We start from the raw sequence: 17088 nt of genomic DNA on the forward strand, positions 1-17088 counted from the left end.
GCTAGTTAGCTCACCGACACTTCTGATGCCGTAAAAAAACCGACTATCTGCATTGAGATAGTGATCAAGTCTTTCGGTAATATTTGCTTAGCTGATGAAGGGGGGATATCGGCCAGTACCGGTAAATATGCCAGCGTACAACTCATGTCAATTTTAGCGCTGCCGTTATCCGAATAAGAGAACGGCATACCAAACTTGGCAATTTCATCATATTCAGGTGCGCGAATATTTAACTCCTTGACCTTTTCCCCACCCACGGTAATTTCTCTGGTTAATGTCACAATCATTGGTAAAAGCCCTCTTGCCCATGGAATTCCATATCTACCGTGCCCTCTTCGGCATTATGGTTCGCTTCGCCATGCAGCCAGGCGCTGGAAAGGACATACACCTGACCATTGGCTAACTCACTGGTGATGGTCATGGTATCTGCGGAAGTAATCTTGCTGATCGGGTACTCTTTCGGAACTTTGAATGTCCCTTTGGTATAGGGGGCGCGGTGAGTCTCTTTGTAATCCACTGAACCATCCAGCCCGATCACATCATCTTTCACCGCGGTATTCATTGGCACCTCAATGCCGCCGGTCAGAGATAGTTGCTGACCATCAATTTTAAAAAAGCACGTGCCGCCAATTCGAGCCATTTAGGCCACCTCTTCGCTATATTGCAGACGGAACTGATTAAGCAGCGCAAACACGCGCAGTTGGTTGACATAATCAGGTGGGAACAGCACATCGAGCCGATTAGGGTTATCCGCGTTGCGCTCGACAATCAGGTGTTGCTTGAACAGCTCAAAGTTCTCAACAATGCCCGCGCGCTCTAACTGGCGATAAATGGAGAGCATCTCCCCCTTAATAACCTTCGGCGTGACAATTGCCTGGCCTGCGCCGAAGCGGGTACCATCGTTCGCCAGCTTATGGCGTGGGTACTTGCTGGTGATCACCGATTTCAAGCGACGCAGCACGTAAGCGCTGGTATGCAAGGTTTCACTATCAAGGAAACTGTTATCGGCATTGCCGTAGCTGTTTTTCTGATAGGTGGTGATATCACGCTGAATGCGCAACACCCCGCCCTCGCTGTAAGCGGTGGCGATGCCGTGGGTTAACAAGGATTGCTGCTCGGACAGAATGAAACGCGTCCCCACCGGAGCCGGAAGTGCGTCATTTAACAGGCCGGTTTGCGTAGGTCGTGCCGGATCATTACGGATAAATACCGAATTACGTGCGGTGCGAGCTGCAATCAGCTCATCGGTTGCCATCTGGACGCCGGTTTCATAACCGGCAATGGTCAGGTGTGGGTCGTTGAAGGTGGCACCAAAAGCCACCAGATCCGACAAATCACCCCCCCTGGCGGTATAGACATGGCCGTATAACTGCCGCGACCAGCTCCAGCGCCCGCTATCGTCGTTCATCTCTTTGCCGATTGTGGCCAGTGATGCCGAGTCATTGAATGGGAAGGCGATAAAATCAAACAGCTCATCACCCAGGGTGGCAATAGTGGCAGACAAGTTTGGCGCACCTGCACCGCCCGCCATCGGTGCGATCGCCACATTCACGCCGGAGGGGTTTTGTTCGCCGCCTACAGTGCCGCGATAATTCAGGCTGATGGGTAAACCATTACCCGTAAGACCGCTATTTTTGGCTGTAAGCGTAACGACGCCCGCCGCCGCAACTGCAGTAACAGGTAAATCAAGCAGGGCGTTAACTGCAGCGGCAATACTGGCACCGATAATCGCCGGAGTATCCAGCGCAGTCACCACGACTTGCACTCGGATAGAGCCGATATAAATCGACAATGTGCCGGAGGCTTGCGCTGTGCCGGTGACAGTGAGGGTGCCAGTGGCCGGATCGCCCGCCACTTCAGGCACCGCAACCACCCATAACTCACCAAAGGGATCGACCGCGCGATAGGCCGCTACCATGCGGGCTAACTGACTACCCCGTCCGGACACCTGCCCCGCCCTGTCTGCCGATGGCATAATAACGAGCGTATTCTTCTCAATCGAACTGTCTTCCAGCGCGTGGGCAATAATGAGCGAAGGCCCGCTGTCCTGTGCCGTATTCGCCGCGCTGTTGTCCATTTCGGCAAAGAACAACGGCACCCGTAAATCATTTGGGATGTGGTTAAAGCTGATCATTGTTTTTTGGCCTTTTGCTCAGGTTGAACGAGGGGTGCCGGTGGTGCAGTTTCTTCAGGTTCTGCGGCCTTAACGGTCACTTCTCCTGACGCTATCCGGCGGTGCCAGTAAATATTTTCATCAACGTTTCGGCCCTCTGCGGGCAAAAAGTCACCTCTAACCGGGTCAGGAACTGACCGGCCATCTTTGGGGATCACATGCATAAGGGGTTACTCGTCGTTAAGGGGGATGTTTAACTTGTGTTCAATGGTGCCGTCAGGCGTCATAAAATCGACATCCACCATGATTTTCTCCAGTTCTTCAAGTTGCTGAAGGTCGTCCCATTGGCGGGTATCTTCTTCGGATATCTCAATTTGGGCAGAGAAATCATACTGGAAATAAAGGTGAGCGCGGTTGGTATCCAGCAGGTTACCGCCATCATACTGAATCGGGTCATAGCACGGTTCTGGTTGCCACCCCAATAGCGCTTTAAATAACTCAGCGCGCAAATCATGCACAGCATCAAATGCCGCTTTCTGGCCCCGCTGATCTGCACTGTTATTCACCACCACAACTACGGCAAATCCATCGGTAATCGTCTGCCAATAGTCCGTTTTTGAGCGCTGCTCACCAGCGGTATCGTTAGTCGGGATAATCCATGCACTGGGTAGTGCCATCTTGCCATTTTCGAGGAGCAGCTCATATTCTGCCGCCCCAGACACTCGCCCCTCAAATGTCGGGCAACGTAGCCGTAGGGCAGCAATAACGAGTGATAATTTCATTTAACCACCACTGATTTTTTTAGTGCGCTGAACAGGACTTTCTCAGCCCATAAGCGCCGATTTTCTAGCGCCTCTGTCATGAAGTTTTTACGGGGAGCAATTTTCCAGCCACTCCCCCCTGAAGCACCTTTTCGGTGGCTCCTGCCTCGCTTGGCTTTGCTTTTCACACCGTAGAACAAGAACGCAGGATAGAAGTCATCCCCAGAAGGTAATCTGGTTGCTCGCCTGCCCCCTTTTTGGTTAGGAGCGATACGCACCATAAAGCCCGGACGCCCGCCTGATGGTGAGGGGACTTTATAGCCGATGGATCGTGATAGCCCGCCAGTTCGGGTGCCGGGTGCTTCGCCAGCCTTTGATATGGCATGACGTGCCACTAGCCGCCGCGCCTCGTCTTGCACACCCCGACCCACCTTGGCGAATGCATTACGGACTCTCTTCTGGTTGAACTCCAGTTCTTTCGGTTTATCAAAATCGACGTGCAGATATAAACCGCTGGTTGAGTTTTCAATGCCCATTAATGGCCCTCCCCGATAGCTTCCACGGTTCCCAGCTCTTCAGCAGTGATTACCAGAAAGCGGCTGGCTTCATTCAAGTTGGTGGTTCCCTTGACCCGGTAAACCATTTTATTAATTACCACTTCATCATCGGTGGTAACGCCCGTTCGGTAGCGGATAACAATGCGGTGCGTAATGGCGACATCTATCTGCATCGAACCAATACGGACAGAATCACCTATCGCCGCCAGCTTGGCCCAGGTATCGAATGTATTGTGATAAACAGTATCCACACCCATATGACCGTTGCCGGGAACATCTTCGCGGGTACGGAACTGGGCGCGTTTGTTTAGTTCACCGGGGGCCGGTGGCCGATAAGTGGCGTTGATTTCAGTGAAGCGGCGTTGAGTCATGGGCTAAACCTGTAGGAACCGACCAGAAAATAAAAACTCATCGGCACTTCTGACTGTTCGTAATCACTTACTGATGAGCGGTTTTCATACCAGTGACTAATGAGCGCCAACATAGCCAGTTTGATATCACTACTGGCAATAAGCCCGTCAGGATCTGTTTCCGGCACCTCAGCCTCATAAATATTCCGGTTTAAGTAGCTGGTAACTCTCTTTTCTGCTGCGTCAGCATAAAGTTTAAGTAACTCATCTTCATGGGTAAATTCCGGATCAATTCGACACTGAGCTTTTATCTGATCAATTTCCAATATCATGATTAGCTCCCAGAGGTCTTATTTTTTGCTTTTCTTGTCCGCCGGCTGCTCTGGCTGCTCTGGCTGCTCTGGCTGCTCTGGCTGCTCTGGCTGCTCATCAGCTTTTTGACCCGGCAGTTGGAGGTCAACTAATTCCAGAATGCTTAACTGTGAAGCAATCACCAGAACGCGGGCGGGCAACTCTTCATATTCACCCGCAGGCAGGGTTTCAACATGGCAACCGTCAGGCGACCAATCAAGGTTTTTAGTCAGTTTGTGCATAGACACCTCAAAAGAAAGGGGCCATCAGGCCCCATTGGATTAATTGGCAATGTTATGCAGCAGCGCCGATTTTCAGCAGCTTGATAGCCTGAGAATCAGCCAGCATCCCACCAGTACGCTTAGTGGTATAGAAACCAACAAAAGGTTTATTGGTATATGGGTCACGCAGAATACGGGTGCCGATACGGTCAACAATGGTGTAACCGCGCTTGAAGTTACCGAATGCAATCGCTTTGGCATCTGCAACGATATCCGGCATTTGCTCATTTTCAGCAATGCCATAACCGGCCAACATAGACGGCTGATCAAGCTCTAAGCCTGGACGCCACAGGTAATCACCACGCTCATCTTTCAAAATGCGGATTTTGAACAATGAGTTGTTATTCATCATAAACTTAGCACCGTTGCGATGAACTTTGCGCAGGGTGTAAATCATTTGAATGATACTGTCGGCGGTCACTGCAGCGGCAGCACCAGAGAGAAGGTGTTGCAGCTTACCAAATTCACGTACGCTATCTTTCTCATCAGTTGAGGTGTATGCCAGAAAACCTTTTGGTTTCAGGACGCCGGTTCCGTTAGTGAATGCAATCTCTTCCTGTTCAGAGAACTCCAGACTCAAAGAACTATTAATCCACGATTCAACATCAAAAAAACCATCATCTAACATGGTTTGAGTGGCTTGCGGGTTACCATAAATTTCCCCCATAAAAGGAACAATTTGCGCCAACTGTGGTGTATCAGTTGCTGGACGAGCCGCCTGCTCCCCCACCCAGCCGGAACCTGCACCGTGCAAATTCACTAGTTTCTTATAGTCACTGGTACCCACGGTAATAACAGTGGATTCCTGACGCATAATCACTTCATTTTTCAGGATATCCAGCAAGGTACGATCTAACTCTTCAGGCACTGCATAGCCGCCATCGGCATCAGTACCGGTATTTAGCGCTTTCTGCTCCAGTTCACGTAGGCCATCATCTTTACCCTTACGAACAAACTGCATAAAGGCAGATTTGTGCTCAGTCGCTGCTTTGGTGTTGGTACCACCACCTGGGCGCTTAAGTGACTTAATTTCATCTTCCAGACTGGCTTTTAAGTTATCCAGCTCGGTCAGTTTGCCATTAAGCGTCTCCACTTCCCCAGCCAGTTTGCCTTTTTCCTGCTCAACCGCATCAAGGCGTTTATCGTTTTTCTCTTTAAACTCAGAGAATCTCTGATTAAGTTCCTGCGCGACCTGCTCTACATCTTTAGTTTCAACAGCCATGGGTAACTCTCCAAATTAAAATTTAATAGATTTCAGTGCATTAAGCGCGTCATTAACCTCATCTGCTTCACGCAGAGAGATTGCGCCATATCCTTCAGCCATAAATGCTTTGGCCTGAGTGCGAGAAAGCCCAACGTCGCGCAGGACTCTTTCAATACTTTTAGGGGATGGGGTTTCACCACGGGCAAAAGCAGATTTCACATCACTAACCCGCGCCTCATCGTTAGACGGAAATGTCACCGGGCTGACTTCCCACAGATCGACCTCCTTCAGTAAATACGCTTCCTTATTGCGGTCGTACTCCCAATCCTTGAGCATGTACCCAATAGAAAGGCCGGTTAAAGAACCGGCCTTCATGTGTGCGTGAGCGCGTTTGGCGAGTGGGTCATCGTCAATTAACAATCGTCCCTTGACGAATAGTCCAACATCATCCTCTTTCATTTCGGTATAAATGCCGATCGGCTCATCCATGCGGTGCTGCCATAACATGGCGGGCAGGGCATTTTTATCCCGCCATGCATTCAGTGATTTGATGAAAGCACCCGGTACAACAATATCGTCATAGCTGTCTTTCACGCCAAAGACTGAGCCGTAGCCCTCAAACTCTCCCGAGTCACTGACCGATTTCAGCTTTAGCGGGAAATCCATGCGTTGCTTAGTCAGCATGCTTTTGATCCTCAGTGGGTTTGGTTTTACTTTCTTGCGGTTTGGTGGTCATGTTCATCGGCGTGAGGTAGATGTCACCGCCCGGACGTGGGTTTCTATCTTCCAGTTCGAGGCAGTCATTCGGGGAGAATATGCCCCAGTTAATTCCGGTCGCATAAGACTCAAAACGAGACTTCATATCTCCCCGTAATAACGCCCCAGCATTGAATTTAGCGTAAAATTCACCCTGTTTTGATTCGCGTACCAGACCAATATTGATACGTTGCTCAATCCGAGTGAGATAGGGCACCAAAGAATAATTAATAAAGCCAATACCGAGATTCTCAATATTGCTGAATGTTGCATGATCGGTATTTTGTACCAGGTGCATAGGAACCCGAAACAGGCGACATATCTCTTCAAGTTGAAATTTGCGGGTTTCAAGGAACTGGCTATCTTCAGCGTTCATTCCCATCGCTTTCCAGTCGAGGCCCATCTCAAGGATCATTGGCTTATGGGCATTTGCCAGCCCAGAGTGCCTATCTTCAAAATCGCCCTTAAGCCGCGCATAAGCTGCGTCAGTTAACGTCTGTTCAGTTCGCAGAACACCTGATGTCACTGCGCCATTTTTGAATAGCCGCGAGCCGTGTTCTTCAGTGGCCAGCCCCAGCGATATCGCTTCACGGGCATAAGCAATGGGGTTTAATCCATTAAGCCCATCAAGTGTGAGAATACGAACATGCCAAATATCATCTTGCGATAGAACGTCTGTGGTGCCATCTGGAAAGGTGACTCGGTATACCGGTTCCCACTGGCTATTCAGCTTAGGTTCAACACTGCCAGGATCGAGTGGCAATAACTCCACCACCTCACCTAACGCTTTGACTTTATAGGCGTAGAAGTTGCCGCGAAGACATAAGCAAACAATCAGTAGTTCCCAGAACTCCTGCGGGGTCATGTATCCATTAGGCTTGAGAGATAAGAGTTTTGAGAGCCGCTCTTTTGGGACTTTTTCCCGCCGACCGTTCGCTGATTTATAAAGGTTGCAAGGCAGCATACCGACTGACTCAGCCAGAACGCGAATACAACCAAACACAGCGGTAAGGCGCATCGCCTTTTGGCTGCTAACTCTCAAACCGGTGTAGGTGTCGTAAGTCATGCCCACTACTTCGGCTAATTCAGCGGGAGTAGTCACGCGAGCGGTATCCGGTGCGGACTTAAACATATTTGGAAAAAACATTAAGCCCCTCCATCATTATCATTGGGCTTTTGAGCCACCGATCTGGACACCAGATAAGACCATGCGAGGCATAAACCACCAGCAACCGAAAAACCCATGGCAGGGAGAATCAACCACGCACCATAGGAAAGCAGTGCCGCACCGATAAGCCCTACAATCAAGGACAATATTGAAAGAAATTGGATCATGAAGTTGCCTTTAAAGAGAGCGGATCCCGTGAGAAACCAGGTGATCAGAAAGAGTTTTTTCGGTGTCGTTCAGCATGGCCCGACCAATAGCCATAATTAGCGCAACAGCACCATCGATTTTGTTTTCGGAAGCCTCTTTTATCGGCCTGACAACATCATCATTACCGGGCAGATACTTGCCCACTACGTTGCTGATACACCATGTCATGATGGGGTTGCCATCATGGTGAAAGCGCCCAGACTCAACCGCGGCTTCCAGTTCCTTCATGGCGTCGCTCATGTTGGTATAGTTCTGAACGATGGTGATCGGGCTTAACCCCTCTTCAGCCAGATGGTGAGAAAGGTTGGTTGCACCGTGTGGGTCAATAGGCGATTCCTCAACCGGATTTAGACGATTTACCTCTTTGGCAGCTTCAAGAATTTCCCGATAGTCTATTTCAGCACCGGGAGTTGCCACCAAATGCCCAGTAATTACCCACTTTTGGAAGCGTTCAGCAGTACGCCGATCCTCTACATCAGCACTGAATACCGTGTCATACGGCACCCAGAACTTAGGGGCGATACAGTAATAATGCTGTTTTCCGTCAATAGTCCGGGTAAACAGGCGCGGCATGGAGTTCATATCCAGTTTGCGGGCTAAGTCAAAAGAGAGATAACAGGATTGACCTTCAAACTGTTCCAGCGTCAAGGTGCTATCTTCACAGGCCCGCCAACTCACCATATTGAAGAATGCGGATCGGGCAGATACCCAGATATTTAAATGTTTAGTTTTAAAGATGTTGGCTTGACGGGCATTATTCATCGCCCTTTGTTGCTGGCTCAGTAAGAAATCACTGTAAACAGATACCCCCATATTGGGGTTAGCTTTCTTCAGTGATGCGGGTAATGTCCAGTCGTCCCCCTCATCAACGGTATAAATGATCCCGAACAGTTCATCGTTTGGGACAGTACCGTTAAGCATTTCAATAACTTCTCGGCGCTTGTCGTAACACGGCCCTTCAATGTTGTAGCCCGCAGTGGTAATCGCCCACATGATGGGCTGTCTGCGTGACCCCATACCCGTTAACATGGTGGTGTAGAGTGAGTCTGTTTCGTGTTCGTGATACTCGTCCACGATGGCGCAACTGGGTGATGAGCCGTCACCGGGGTTACCGATAACCGGCTCAAACCGTGCACCATCTTCTGGCCGGTTCATGTTGGAAGCATTCACTTCAATGCCAAAGGCTTCACAGAGCAGCGGTGTACGCTTGCACATCAAACGCGCAGGACGGAATACTTCCCATGCTTGTTTCTCGGTTGTGGCACCGGAATAAACCTCAGCGCCGAACTCGTCATCACATGAAAAGCAGAATAACGCCACCCCAGCGGAAATCGCTGATTTGCCATTTTTGCGGGGGATCTCGGTGTAGACCTCGCGGAACCGGCGTAACTTGCTGCCTTTATGCAGCCAGCCGAATGCGCAGCAGACGATAAAAAGTTGCCACGGTTCTAAGGTGATGGGCATTCGCTTAAAGGCCCACTCCCCCTTGGTGTGGGGAAGCAGTTGAATAAACTTTGCGGCTTTCTCAGCGCGGTCTTTATCGAATCTGTATTTAAATTTACGGCCTTTTTCTGCCGCCAGATCATCGATGTGACGCTGACAGGCATCAATAACAAAACGACAAGCAACAATCCGCCCCTGCACCACATGACGGGCGTACTGATTCGCCGCATTAACATTCGGATAGGCTTTTCTGGTCATAGGTTTGTGAACGGATTCTTTGAGGTTTTCTTGCCTGCGCCAACTAAACGGGCGCGACTGCTAGGGTCTAAACCCAACATACCGCCAAAAGAAGCCAGCTGTTTCATGGCTTCATTCAATGCCGTTAGAGCAGGGTTCTTTACTGGCCCGCCGGTTGCACCAACCATCACAACGCCATGTATGGCCACATGCGCCTGAGACTTTCGGGCCGTTGAGTAGGCCACGCAGAACATTTCAAGGTTATGCAGATCAGTGGCACAAAGCACTTGTTGAGCGCAAAGCTCTTTTGCTGCCATGACCCACATCGTTGAGGCGTATTCATCAAACCATTCTGGCGGCGATGCTCCCTTGATTGGCGTGAATGCGGGTTCGTCTTTGTTTAGAGCACGTTTACCCGGATTGCCCGCCAATTCCTTCCGGGCGGTTGGCTTGGCTCGGCGTCCGGATCGGCCCGGCGCTCCAGCCATAATCCCTCCAGTTTTAATTTCATTTTACGCGGGTAAAAAAATCCAACGAGGCTGGCGGTACGGTAGGGCAAGGGCTGCAGAGATTCGATCCCCCCCCTCCCATTGATGATATTGATTCTCATTTGATGTGATGATGCACCGTTTTGGTGCTCACATTGGTGATGTTGATAATCATTATCACTTGATTCGTTCGGTCGCAGTCTTCTTTCTATGGTGAGGCCAGCACAACAGTTCGAGGTTGGATGGGTCATCAGTGCCACCGTGAGCCTTAGCTCTGATGTGATCGACCGTTGTACCCGCCACCACCAGACCTTCACGCAGACACTGTTGGCACAGCCCTTTGTCTCTGGCCTTTATCAGTGGCTTCAACTTATCCCAATTGGCGCCATAACCACGCTCATGCCTGGTCTTGCCCTGCTGATGGTTCTCCCATCCGGTATTCTGATGCTCAGGACAATAACCAGTGCTGTGGATCGTGGTGTTACGGCACCCGTGCTTACGGCAGGCTCGCGGTATTCTGGGTGGCATGGCATTACTCCAATAGAAAAGCCACCGGCTTATAAGGCCAGTGGCTTGCTGTAGTTAGTGATAATTAAAAACCTGCAGTAGTAAGGTCTAATAGCTAAATGAAGATCACTTTGAGTTAACTGACTTCATTGCACTTTTAATCGCGACACAAGCTTGAGTCACATGAGGATGTTCTACACTGCGGTATTTTGAGTGTCCAATAATCAATGCTGTTGATTGCTGGAGTAAATTATCCATATCAGTACCTGAATCTTTAACCGCTCCCAACACTGCTACCAAGGCTTGCTCAAGAGCTATTTCACGATCAGATGGCATCAATATTATCCTTATTTAAAATAACTTGAACCAACAATGTATCATCTTGCAAAAGTAAATAAGTTAGCCCCTACAACAGTTTTAAATGTTCCTACTAGAGTTCTGCCGCCAACTAATAATTTCATCGAGCCGTCCCTTACAGATCCGCAGCTCACGTTTCAAAGCCAATGCTATTGATGTGTAATGCTGTTAATTATTCGCCGGTCGTCAGTGACAACCTTTTGTAGCGCAGTGAGCTTCTCAACTAACTTGTCGGCTCGTTCAGCGATTGAAATAAGAAACCCGACATCTGCGTCTGAAAATCCGCAATCTCTGGCTGCATCAGTGAGCTGTCCACTGGCGGGAGTAACGGACATGTCCCCAACTGAAGCGGAGAGACACTCGAAACGCTTTTGCAGCTTGATATTGCCAGCACGGTAAGCAGCAATAGTGCTTTTTGCTTTGTTCTCAGCATCTGCTACCCCTTGTTGATATGCTTTTAATCCGGCTGATTGTGCGGCTTGAAGTTGAGCCTCTTTTTCGGTGGCACTCTTTTTGGCGGCTAGCTCTGCCGTTAGGTCTGATTTATCGCGCTTAGTCCACTTGAGAGACCATTCCGAGTTTTTACTATCGCTACCCCACCAGTATCCGCCTCCGACTAAAACTGAAATCACCAGTAAGACGGCTATCAATCTCAATAGGGTTTCTTTCATGCTGGCATCTCAATGTGAGGCGCATCCAAGAACTTCGCTGGCTTGTCATTCGGGTTATCAGTCCAGGTGATACCGAAACGCAGCTTAACGCCTAACTCTTTACCTGCCTGATGCATTGCATTGAGAACAGGTAACCAGCACTTATAGTCGTTCCAGTCACCACCTACGGGGAATAGGTCTACAGCATTGCCAGAGATATGGCGGCTGTTCATGGTCTGACTCTTGCCAGTGGCCACCAGCTCCTTTTGCCGTTCTACCGTGCGGACACCTTCAATAACGCCGAAATCAACCGTTGATAGCTCCAGAGCGCGGCGCACCACTTTCACCAGGCTAGCGTTAACGCCTTTCAGGTTATTCTCGCTTCGCTGGCTAAATCGAAAATTAGTTGTTTGCATTCTTAAACCCCGTAATCCGCTCCCAGAAGAATGAGAGAGCCACACTACCCATAGTTCCGCTCATGCCAGCAACAACCAGAACGTAGTAAATACTGAGTCCTGACTCGATGCTGATCAGTCCGCCGATTAACCCAGCGAACCCGGACACAGCAACCTGAGCGAATGCCGCCACCCAGCTCCATGTGGTTTTATTCGTTCTGGTATCGATGATGTATTTAACAAAGCCGCCATAAATTGACATGGCAGCAATAAGCACCCAAACGATAAGACCGTATGAGCCAGGGTCATTTTTTGGCATTTTCATATCTCCCCCTCCCATACGGGCTGGGCGTGTAGTGGAAATAAAAAAAAGGCCCACCGAAGTGAGCCTTAAAATTGGTATGTGGTGTCCGGCGCTAATCTCGGATATGTCAGACTCTCACTGCGTTACTCCGTGTATCGGGGAGTGGCTTTACACCCTCCCTTGCAGGCCGTCTGCTGGAGTTTTGCCAGCCTGCACGGTCACTTCATCTCCAGTATTGCGGCTCTTTAGCATGAGCATTCACCACATTCGGCTGGATACTGCCTCGTCCAAACCTCGGAGGATGGAAAGATTCAGGCTCTTTCAGTACCCATGCGAATGTAGAAAAACCCTTTTGTCATATCATTTACCATTGAGGCGAATCCTTTTGATTTAGATGCTAAAACCAAATAAAAAAGGCTATAGATCACAAACAAGCGGATACTGTTTAAAAAAACAGTCCTAAAGATTCTCTTATCTAATCATCTGATGTAAAATTGAGCGTTTATCAATGATTAAGGGGGGGTTATGATTTTCTTAAAAACAGAACTAGGGCATGAAAAACTTGTTAGTTGGGATGACATAACAAAACGCCCGAATTTTATCCCTAAAATATCCAAAGATGGGCATGTACTTTCACACATTATTGGACATTATCAGTTTCAAGATAAAATCCATTGTGGCTTGACCGGTTGCAATCAACCACATAATAAAGGATACATAGTTGTTACTGAGAAAGGATTGGAAACAAATATAGGTAATACCTGTGGGCGCACTATATTTGGCGTTGAGTTCGATGACCACGCATCTGATTTCGATAGATTTAAAGAAAACGAACAAAGAAAAAGTGATATAACATCTGCAAAATCCAAAACAACTCAATGGCATCATGCACTTGAAGCAATGCGAAATGGTTCTAAAAATATATCCTGGATTACCAACAAGTTAGATGAAATCATCAATGCTAACCACGTTGGGCGCAGTGGGGCTATGGAAATGAGATCTCTTTCCCGAACCCAAAATTCAAACGTTACTGTTGATATGAGAATTATTGACAAAAAAATGAAAGAACTTCAATTTACATTTAATAAGCATTATAGAGAATCAGGCGAGGCGTTAGAGCAAAAGCACGTTGGTAAAATAAATTCCCTTCACGTTTTACAGCCCGCAAATAATCTACGAATCATGTATCACTCGGTGAGGGAGGGCATAAAACAAGTAGATGAATGTAATGTAAATACAGCCCCTAGCCCCATGCTTTCCTCTATTGCGCAAAGAGCGAACTCACTAGATGCAGAAATAAAACATATCCAACAAGTATTTTTAGATGCACGCAATTTCCTGAGCAGGAAAAATCTCCAAGTGATTCTGAGAAAATTAGAGGACATGGATGATGTTGATGAAATTGAACGCCAAGCATTTAGGAATTTTATTTATAGCCTATGACAAAAAAACCCGCAGAAATGCGGGCTTTGATTTTCATGGTGGGCCACATGCGAGATATGCCACTATTTAAAGAAATTACGCCAAGTTCGGACAAAATGCAAGTTAATAATCAAACTTTGTCGCTAATGGCACCAATCATGACGCTATCGTGTTATTCGCTGAAATTCATCCTCAGCATAACTCTCTTCAATGTCGCATTTAGCCACCAGCGACTCATAGAATGGCTTCCAATTACGCCGCCATGTCCTTTCATTGAGTTCTGGAAGCAACGCTGTAATCGCTCTGTATGCTGTCGTTGAGGGTGTCCGTTTGTAACCAATTCCAGAACAGCGCTCACACTCTTTCTCTACTGGTGCGCCAATCAGTTTGGATTTCTCAAGGTCACGCACTTTACCGGTACCATTGCATCGGCAGCGATGGGAGATAGCGCCCTTGCCATTGCATGGGTTACACAATTCGCCCACTTGCTCTTCTTTAACCCATGCATCTGTCTCACCACACCCTGGGTGTTTAACCACTTTGCGGGTGCTGTAAATTAATCCCTTTCCCTTGCAGTGCTTGCATGGGCTGGTTGCCGCCGCTGAACTGCTGTATTCCTCGTAGGCAAATTTAGCCAGAATTACCATGCATTGAGCCATTCGGCGGCCCGATGCTTTACCGACATGTTTCGGGGCATTCTTTATGGCGAATTGGGTCAGTTGTTCAACGGTTCTGATCCGGTCTTCTTTGCTAATGCCAACCTTACCCAAATATGCAGCCATGCCGAAACTGGCCCGAGCCTCAACCATTCCCATTGCAGCGGCCATATCAGGCCCTTTGAGTGAATCGGAAGAAGTAGCGCGGGGAGAATCTGTAATCATCTGGCTCTTAGCGCTGAACTGCTTAATTGCTGATTCTAATTTCATTATGCCGCCCTCTTCTGATAAACCTGCTCACGAACCTGATCGCCGTTCATTACAAAATCATTAAAATCACCGTTATCCGGCCAACGAACGCTGACAGATATCAAATCGTTTTTTGCTCTGAGATTGCCGGTGGCGCAATTAAAGGCCGCTGCCTGTCCGGTGGCGGAATGTTTATCCATATCAGCAAAAATAATGAGGTGTTTGACGCCTGCCGGAACCCTGAATTTCTCCATGAATCCTGCATTGATTACTGACCAAGTATTTATCCCGTACACTTGATAACAAGACAGGGCTGTTTCAATGCCTTCAGCAATGCCCAATGTGGACGCAACCGGAAACATGCGTATCGCTACTGAACGAGTGTGATCAAGGTAGTTCTGTTCCTGGAGTGATTTAAGCCGTTTAGCGCTATCACCAATATTCGCTTTCTTATCCCCATCAAGCAGGGTCTGATGCAGGTAACAGAGTTCACCCTTATCATCTGTCGCCAGAGAGTAAAGCGCCTGATATACCCGCCCTGCATGCCGCTGTTTATCACAAAACCGGACACCCTCAACAGGGAGGCGATTAATACCGCGCTGGCGCAGATAATCTGCGGCGGTGGTGCCGCGTAAATCCACCAGCTTTGAAAATTTACTGATAACACGCTGCCGCTGTTTCGCTGCTGAACTGGTGACAGGAATACTGATGTGTCGGTAGTTGTTGCCAATAAGCTGATCCACTTCGGCGCACAACTCAGAAAATGATTTACCCTGCGTCAGGTTAAGCAGCTTCATCCCATCGCCGCTATCACATGTACAAATCCACGTCCCAACGCCGTCACGGTCATCAATACGGAACTTGCCGCGAGCACCACATGCCGGACATTCCCCCTTGAAGTGGTTTTTCCCCGTTATCGGCGGTAAACCGAAGTATTCAAAAATCTCAGCCCATCGGCCCTTTGCTGCTTCTGCTGTCTTCATGCTGGTTTCCTTAAACTTTTCCGTATTTCTTCAAGGTGATTTTTGGCTTCGATAATCGCCATAGTGGCGTCAATATTTCCGGAATTACATTGCTGAACTGGTGGCTTTAATTTCTCCCGGCCTTTAGCAAAGGAGATGTGTTTATGTTTGATGTAGCTGCTGACTTCCGGTGTTATTTCCATCGGAAAATCACTTAAGCCATTAGGCCATTCGCTAAATTTGTCGTGGAAGGTATGTGAGCACCACCCATCGCTTACGGGCTTACCCATCGATGAGCGCTGACGTTGATAGAACTTGATCTGACTCCACCAGGCTTGCTTGTCGGATTGGGTGAATACACGCTTTCCCTTGCCCAATTTTTTCAGTCCGCGCTGGGTGTCGGTATCCACGTCCTGTCCTGCCAGTGGCTTAAATCCACATTTAGGGCAGACGTATACCCCTGCGGGTTTCATGAAATGACACTCGGTGCATTCTTTAGGGAGTTTTTCAGTGCGTTCCTCTGCCTCACGACTGGCGCTATCTTTCATTCCGTCGCTTTTGGATGGCAGTTCGTTGTATTCGATAGAGTCAGGGAAGCCCAAACGATGCACTGTGCCGCTGTGATCGAAAATTAGACACGACTCTTTCCCTTGCGCAGTTCGAAGCCCACGGCCCAAGCTCTGTAGCCAGCGGATTTCGCTTTTTGTTGGTCGGGCATAAATAACGCAGCGGACATCACTGTCAAAGCCAGCCACCAGCACACCCACACTGACAATGATTTTCGTAGCACCCATTTCGAAACGATGAATGATGAGTTGACGCTCTTCATGCGGAGTTTCAGCTACCATCACCTCAGCATTAATCCCTACCTTATTGAACTGAATAGTGACGTAGTTCGCATGAGCTACGTTTACGCAGAATGCCACCGTAGGCAGATCGCGCCCGTTCTGTAACCAGTTATCAACGATGTCGCCAACAAGGTCAGCACCACACATGATTTCTGCAAGTTGGGTTTCGTTATAGTCAGATCCAAACTCAGCAGAAACTGTAGTTTTGACGCCTTTCAAGTCAGGTTTACCTGGTGCATAGAATTCGTAACCGCTCAGGTCGCCACGCTGGATCAGCTCTCCGATGGTTGTTGGTTTAATCAGACGGTTATAGTAATTCCCTAAAAATGGTGAAAATGGCGTACCAGACAGCCCAATAACTTTCACATTGGTTTCGGTAACCAGTCGATTAATCTCAATCAGGATCTGCTTTCTGCGTAAGTGGGCTTCATCAATAATCAGCAGATCGATATTGTCGGGAAACTCACGGCGGATCAGCGTATCGGCACTGGCAATCTGAATTTTTAGCGCAGGGTCATAGCTCGGGTGGTTGCGCCAGATAAAGCTGATTTCATCTTCCGGCAAACCGTATTCAACAAAGCGGCGGGAAGTCTGGTTGATCAGAACGGTGAACGGGGCAACAAACAGCACCCGCATACCACGACTGACAAACCCATCTGCGATAAATGCAGCTAAGCCGGTTTTACCACTGCCTGTCGGTGCATAGACCATGAAAGAATTAAATGACTTCCAGTCACGGCGCAGCATGTTCAAAGCGCGTTCCTGTGCGAAGTTCGGTGTAATGTTCAGCATTGTGTAACCTCTCGCCAATTAACTATTCCA

General features: G+C 48.5%; 24 protein-coding genes. 1 reads left to right on the forward strand and 23 read right to left on the reverse strand.

Annotation, left to right across the window (positions count from 1 at the left end; all coding sequences use genetic code 11):
- Nucleotides 1-5 precede the first annotated feature (5 nt).
- The 20 genes from FTB31_RS04095 to FTB31_RS04190 all read right to left on the reverse strand — a co-directional run bounded on the left by FTB31_RS04095 (nucleotide 6) and on the right by FTB31_RS04190 (nucleotide 12150).
- Nucleotides 6-287 carry a phage tail assembly protein gene (locus tag FTB31_RS04095; RefSeq protein ID WP_050164151.1) on the reverse strand — a complete coding sequence of 94 codons (282 nt, stop codon included), beginning with the start codon at nucleotides 285-287 and terminating at the stop codon, nucleotides 6-8.
- Nucleotides 284-640, reverse strand: a complete 357-nt coding sequence (locus FTB31_RS04100; RefSeq protein WP_227731121.1) for a phage tail tube protein — start codon at nucleotides 638-640, stop codon at nucleotides 284-286. Before FTB31_RS04100 ends, FTB31_RS04095 begins: the two co-directional genes overlap by 4 nt.
- Nucleotides 641-2134: a phage tail sheath subtilisin-like domain-containing protein gene (locus FTB31_RS04105; protein WP_227731122.1), complete on the reverse strand. Its 1494-nt coding sequence runs from the start codon at nucleotides 2132-2134 to the stop codon at nucleotides 641-643. It lies immediately after the preceding gene.
- A complete protein-coding gene (locus FTB31_RS04110; protein ID WP_019081889.1) occupies nucleotides 2131-2337 on the reverse strand; it encodes a DUF2635 domain-containing protein in 207 nt (68 codons plus the stop codon). Before FTB31_RS04110 ends, FTB31_RS04105 begins: the two co-directional genes overlap by 4 nt.
- A 6-nt stretch (nucleotides 2338-2343) precedes the next feature.
- Nucleotides 2344-2895: a phage tail terminator protein gene (locus tag FTB31_RS04115; RefSeq protein ID WP_227731123.1), complete on the reverse strand. Its 552-nt coding sequence runs from the start codon at nucleotides 2893-2895 to the stop codon at nucleotides 2344-2346.
- Nucleotides 2892-3410 (reverse strand): hypothetical protein, encoded by a 519-nt coding sequence (locus tag FTB31_RS04120; RefSeq protein WP_227731124.1) that lies wholly within the window; start codon nucleotides 3408-3410, stop codon nucleotides 2892-2894. Before FTB31_RS04120 ends, FTB31_RS04115 begins: the two co-directional genes overlap by 4 nt.
- Nucleotides 3410-3802 carry a phage head closure protein gene (locus tag FTB31_RS04125; RefSeq protein WP_019081892.1) on the reverse strand — a complete coding sequence of 131 codons (393 nt, stop codon included), beginning with the start codon at nucleotides 3800-3802 and terminating at the stop codon, nucleotides 3410-3412. Before FTB31_RS04125 ends, FTB31_RS04120 begins: the two co-directional genes overlap by 1 nt.
- Nucleotides 3799-4113, reverse strand: coding sequence for a head-tail connector protein (locus tag FTB31_RS04130; protein WP_227731125.1), 315 nt, complete (start codon nucleotides 4111-4113; stop codon nucleotides 3799-3801). The genes FTB31_RS04125 and FTB31_RS04130 overlap by 4 nt, the downstream gene beginning before the upstream one ends.
- Nucleotides 4114-4131: 18 nt before the next feature.
- The gene (locus tag FTB31_RS04135; RefSeq protein ID WP_227731126.1) at nucleotides 4132-4374 is read right to left on the reverse strand and encodes a hypothetical protein; all 243 of its coding nucleotides are present in this window, start codon (nucleotides 4372-4374) and stop codon (nucleotides 4132-4134) included.
- 52 nt (nucleotides 4375-4426) lie between these two features.
- Complete coding sequence (locus FTB31_RS04140; RefSeq protein WP_227731127.1) at nucleotides 4427-5635, reverse strand: phage major capsid protein; 1209 nt, start codon at nucleotides 5633-5635, stop codon at nucleotides 4427-4429.
- 15 nt (nucleotides 5636-5650) lie between these two features.
- A complete protein-coding gene (locus tag FTB31_RS04145; RefSeq protein ID WP_054872413.1) occupies nucleotides 5651-6301 on the reverse strand; it encodes an HK97 family phage prohead protease in 651 nt (216 codons plus the stop codon).
- A complete protein-coding gene (locus tag FTB31_RS04150; RefSeq protein ID WP_227731128.1) occupies nucleotides 6291-7520 on the reverse strand; it encodes a phage portal protein in 1230 nt (409 codons plus the stop codon). Before FTB31_RS04150 ends, FTB31_RS04145 begins: the two co-directional genes overlap by 11 nt.
- Nucleotides 7520-7708 carry a DUF2244 domain-containing protein gene (locus FTB31_RS04155; RefSeq protein ID WP_227731129.1) on the reverse strand — a complete coding sequence of 63 codons (189 nt, stop codon included), beginning with the start codon at nucleotides 7706-7708 and terminating at the stop codon, nucleotides 7520-7522. The genes FTB31_RS04150 and FTB31_RS04155 overlap by 1 nt, the downstream gene beginning before the upstream one ends.
- Nucleotides 7709-7718: 10 nt before the next feature.
- Complete coding sequence (locus FTB31_RS04160) at nucleotides 7719-9449, reverse strand: terminase large subunit (protein WP_227731130.1); 1731 nt, start codon at nucleotides 9447-9449, stop codon at nucleotides 7719-7721.
- Nucleotides 9446-9916, reverse strand: coding sequence for a phage terminase small subunit P27 family (locus FTB31_RS04165; protein WP_050335824.1), 471 nt, complete (start codon nucleotides 9914-9916; stop codon nucleotides 9446-9448). Before FTB31_RS04165 ends, FTB31_RS04160 begins: the two co-directional genes overlap by 4 nt.
- A gap of 177 nt (nucleotides 9917-10093) precedes the next feature.
- Nucleotides 10094-10444: an HNH endonuclease gene (locus FTB31_RS04170; RefSeq protein ID WP_227731131.1), complete on the reverse strand. Its 351-nt coding sequence runs from the start codon at nucleotides 10442-10444 to the stop codon at nucleotides 10094-10096.
- A gap of 105 nt (nucleotides 10445-10549) precedes the next feature.
- Complete coding sequence (locus FTB31_RS04175; RefSeq protein WP_227731132.1) at nucleotides 10550-10759, reverse strand: hypothetical protein; 210 nt, start codon at nucleotides 10757-10759, stop codon at nucleotides 10550-10552.
- A 170-nt stretch (nucleotides 10760-10929) separates the two neighbouring features.
- Nucleotides 10930-11451, reverse strand: a complete 522-nt coding sequence (locus tag FTB31_RS04180) for a DUF2514 family protein (protein WP_227731133.1) — start codon at nucleotides 11449-11451, stop codon at nucleotides 10930-10932.
- Nucleotides 11448-11846 carry a M15 family metallopeptidase gene (locus FTB31_RS04185; RefSeq protein ID WP_227731134.1) on the reverse strand — a complete coding sequence of 133 codons (399 nt, stop codon included), beginning with the start codon at nucleotides 11844-11846 and terminating at the stop codon, nucleotides 11448-11450. Before FTB31_RS04185 ends, FTB31_RS04180 begins: the two co-directional genes overlap by 4 nt.
- A complete protein-coding gene (locus FTB31_RS04190; protein WP_049525581.1) occupies nucleotides 11833-12150 on the reverse strand; it encodes a phage holin family protein in 318 nt (105 codons plus the stop codon). Before FTB31_RS04190 ends, FTB31_RS04185 begins: the two co-directional genes overlap by 14 nt.
- A gap of 504 nt (nucleotides 12151-12654) precedes the next feature.
- On the opposite strand from FTB31_RS04190, the gene FTB31_RS04195 reads away from it, so the two are divergent.
- Nucleotides 12655-13572, forward strand: a complete 918-nt coding sequence (locus FTB31_RS04195; RefSeq protein WP_227731135.1) for a hypothetical protein — start codon at nucleotides 12655-12657, stop codon at nucleotides 13570-13572.
- Nucleotides 13573-13715: 143 nt separating this feature from the next.
- Here the strand turns inward: FTB31_RS04195 and FTB31_RS04200 are convergent, their stop codons facing one another.
- From FTB31_RS04200 to FTB31_RS04210, 3 genes are read right to left on the reverse strand one after another with little or no spacing between them, the layout of a single operon-like run.
- Complete coding sequence (locus tag FTB31_RS04200) at nucleotides 13716-14477, reverse strand: antitermination protein Q (protein ID WP_227731136.1); 762 nt, start codon at nucleotides 14475-14477, stop codon at nucleotides 13716-13718.
- Nucleotides 14477-15439, reverse strand: coding sequence for a DUF7146 domain-containing protein (locus FTB31_RS04205; protein ID WP_227731137.1), 963 nt, complete (start codon nucleotides 15437-15439; stop codon nucleotides 14477-14479). The genes FTB31_RS04200 and FTB31_RS04205 overlap by 1 nt, the downstream gene beginning before the upstream one ends.
- Nucleotides 15436-17058: a DEAD/DEAH box helicase gene (locus FTB31_RS04210; protein WP_227731138.1), complete on the reverse strand. Its 1623-nt coding sequence runs from the start codon at nucleotides 17056-17058 to the stop codon at nucleotides 15436-15438. Before FTB31_RS04210 ends, FTB31_RS04205 begins: the two co-directional genes overlap by 4 nt.
- Nucleotides 17059-17088: the final 30 nt, after the last annotated feature.

The organism is Yersinia proxima, assembly GCF_902170785.1.
In the GTDB taxonomy this organism is placed as follows: Bacteria; Pseudomonadota; Gammaproteobacteria; order Enterobacterales; family Enterobacteriaceae; genus Yersinia; species Yersinia proxima.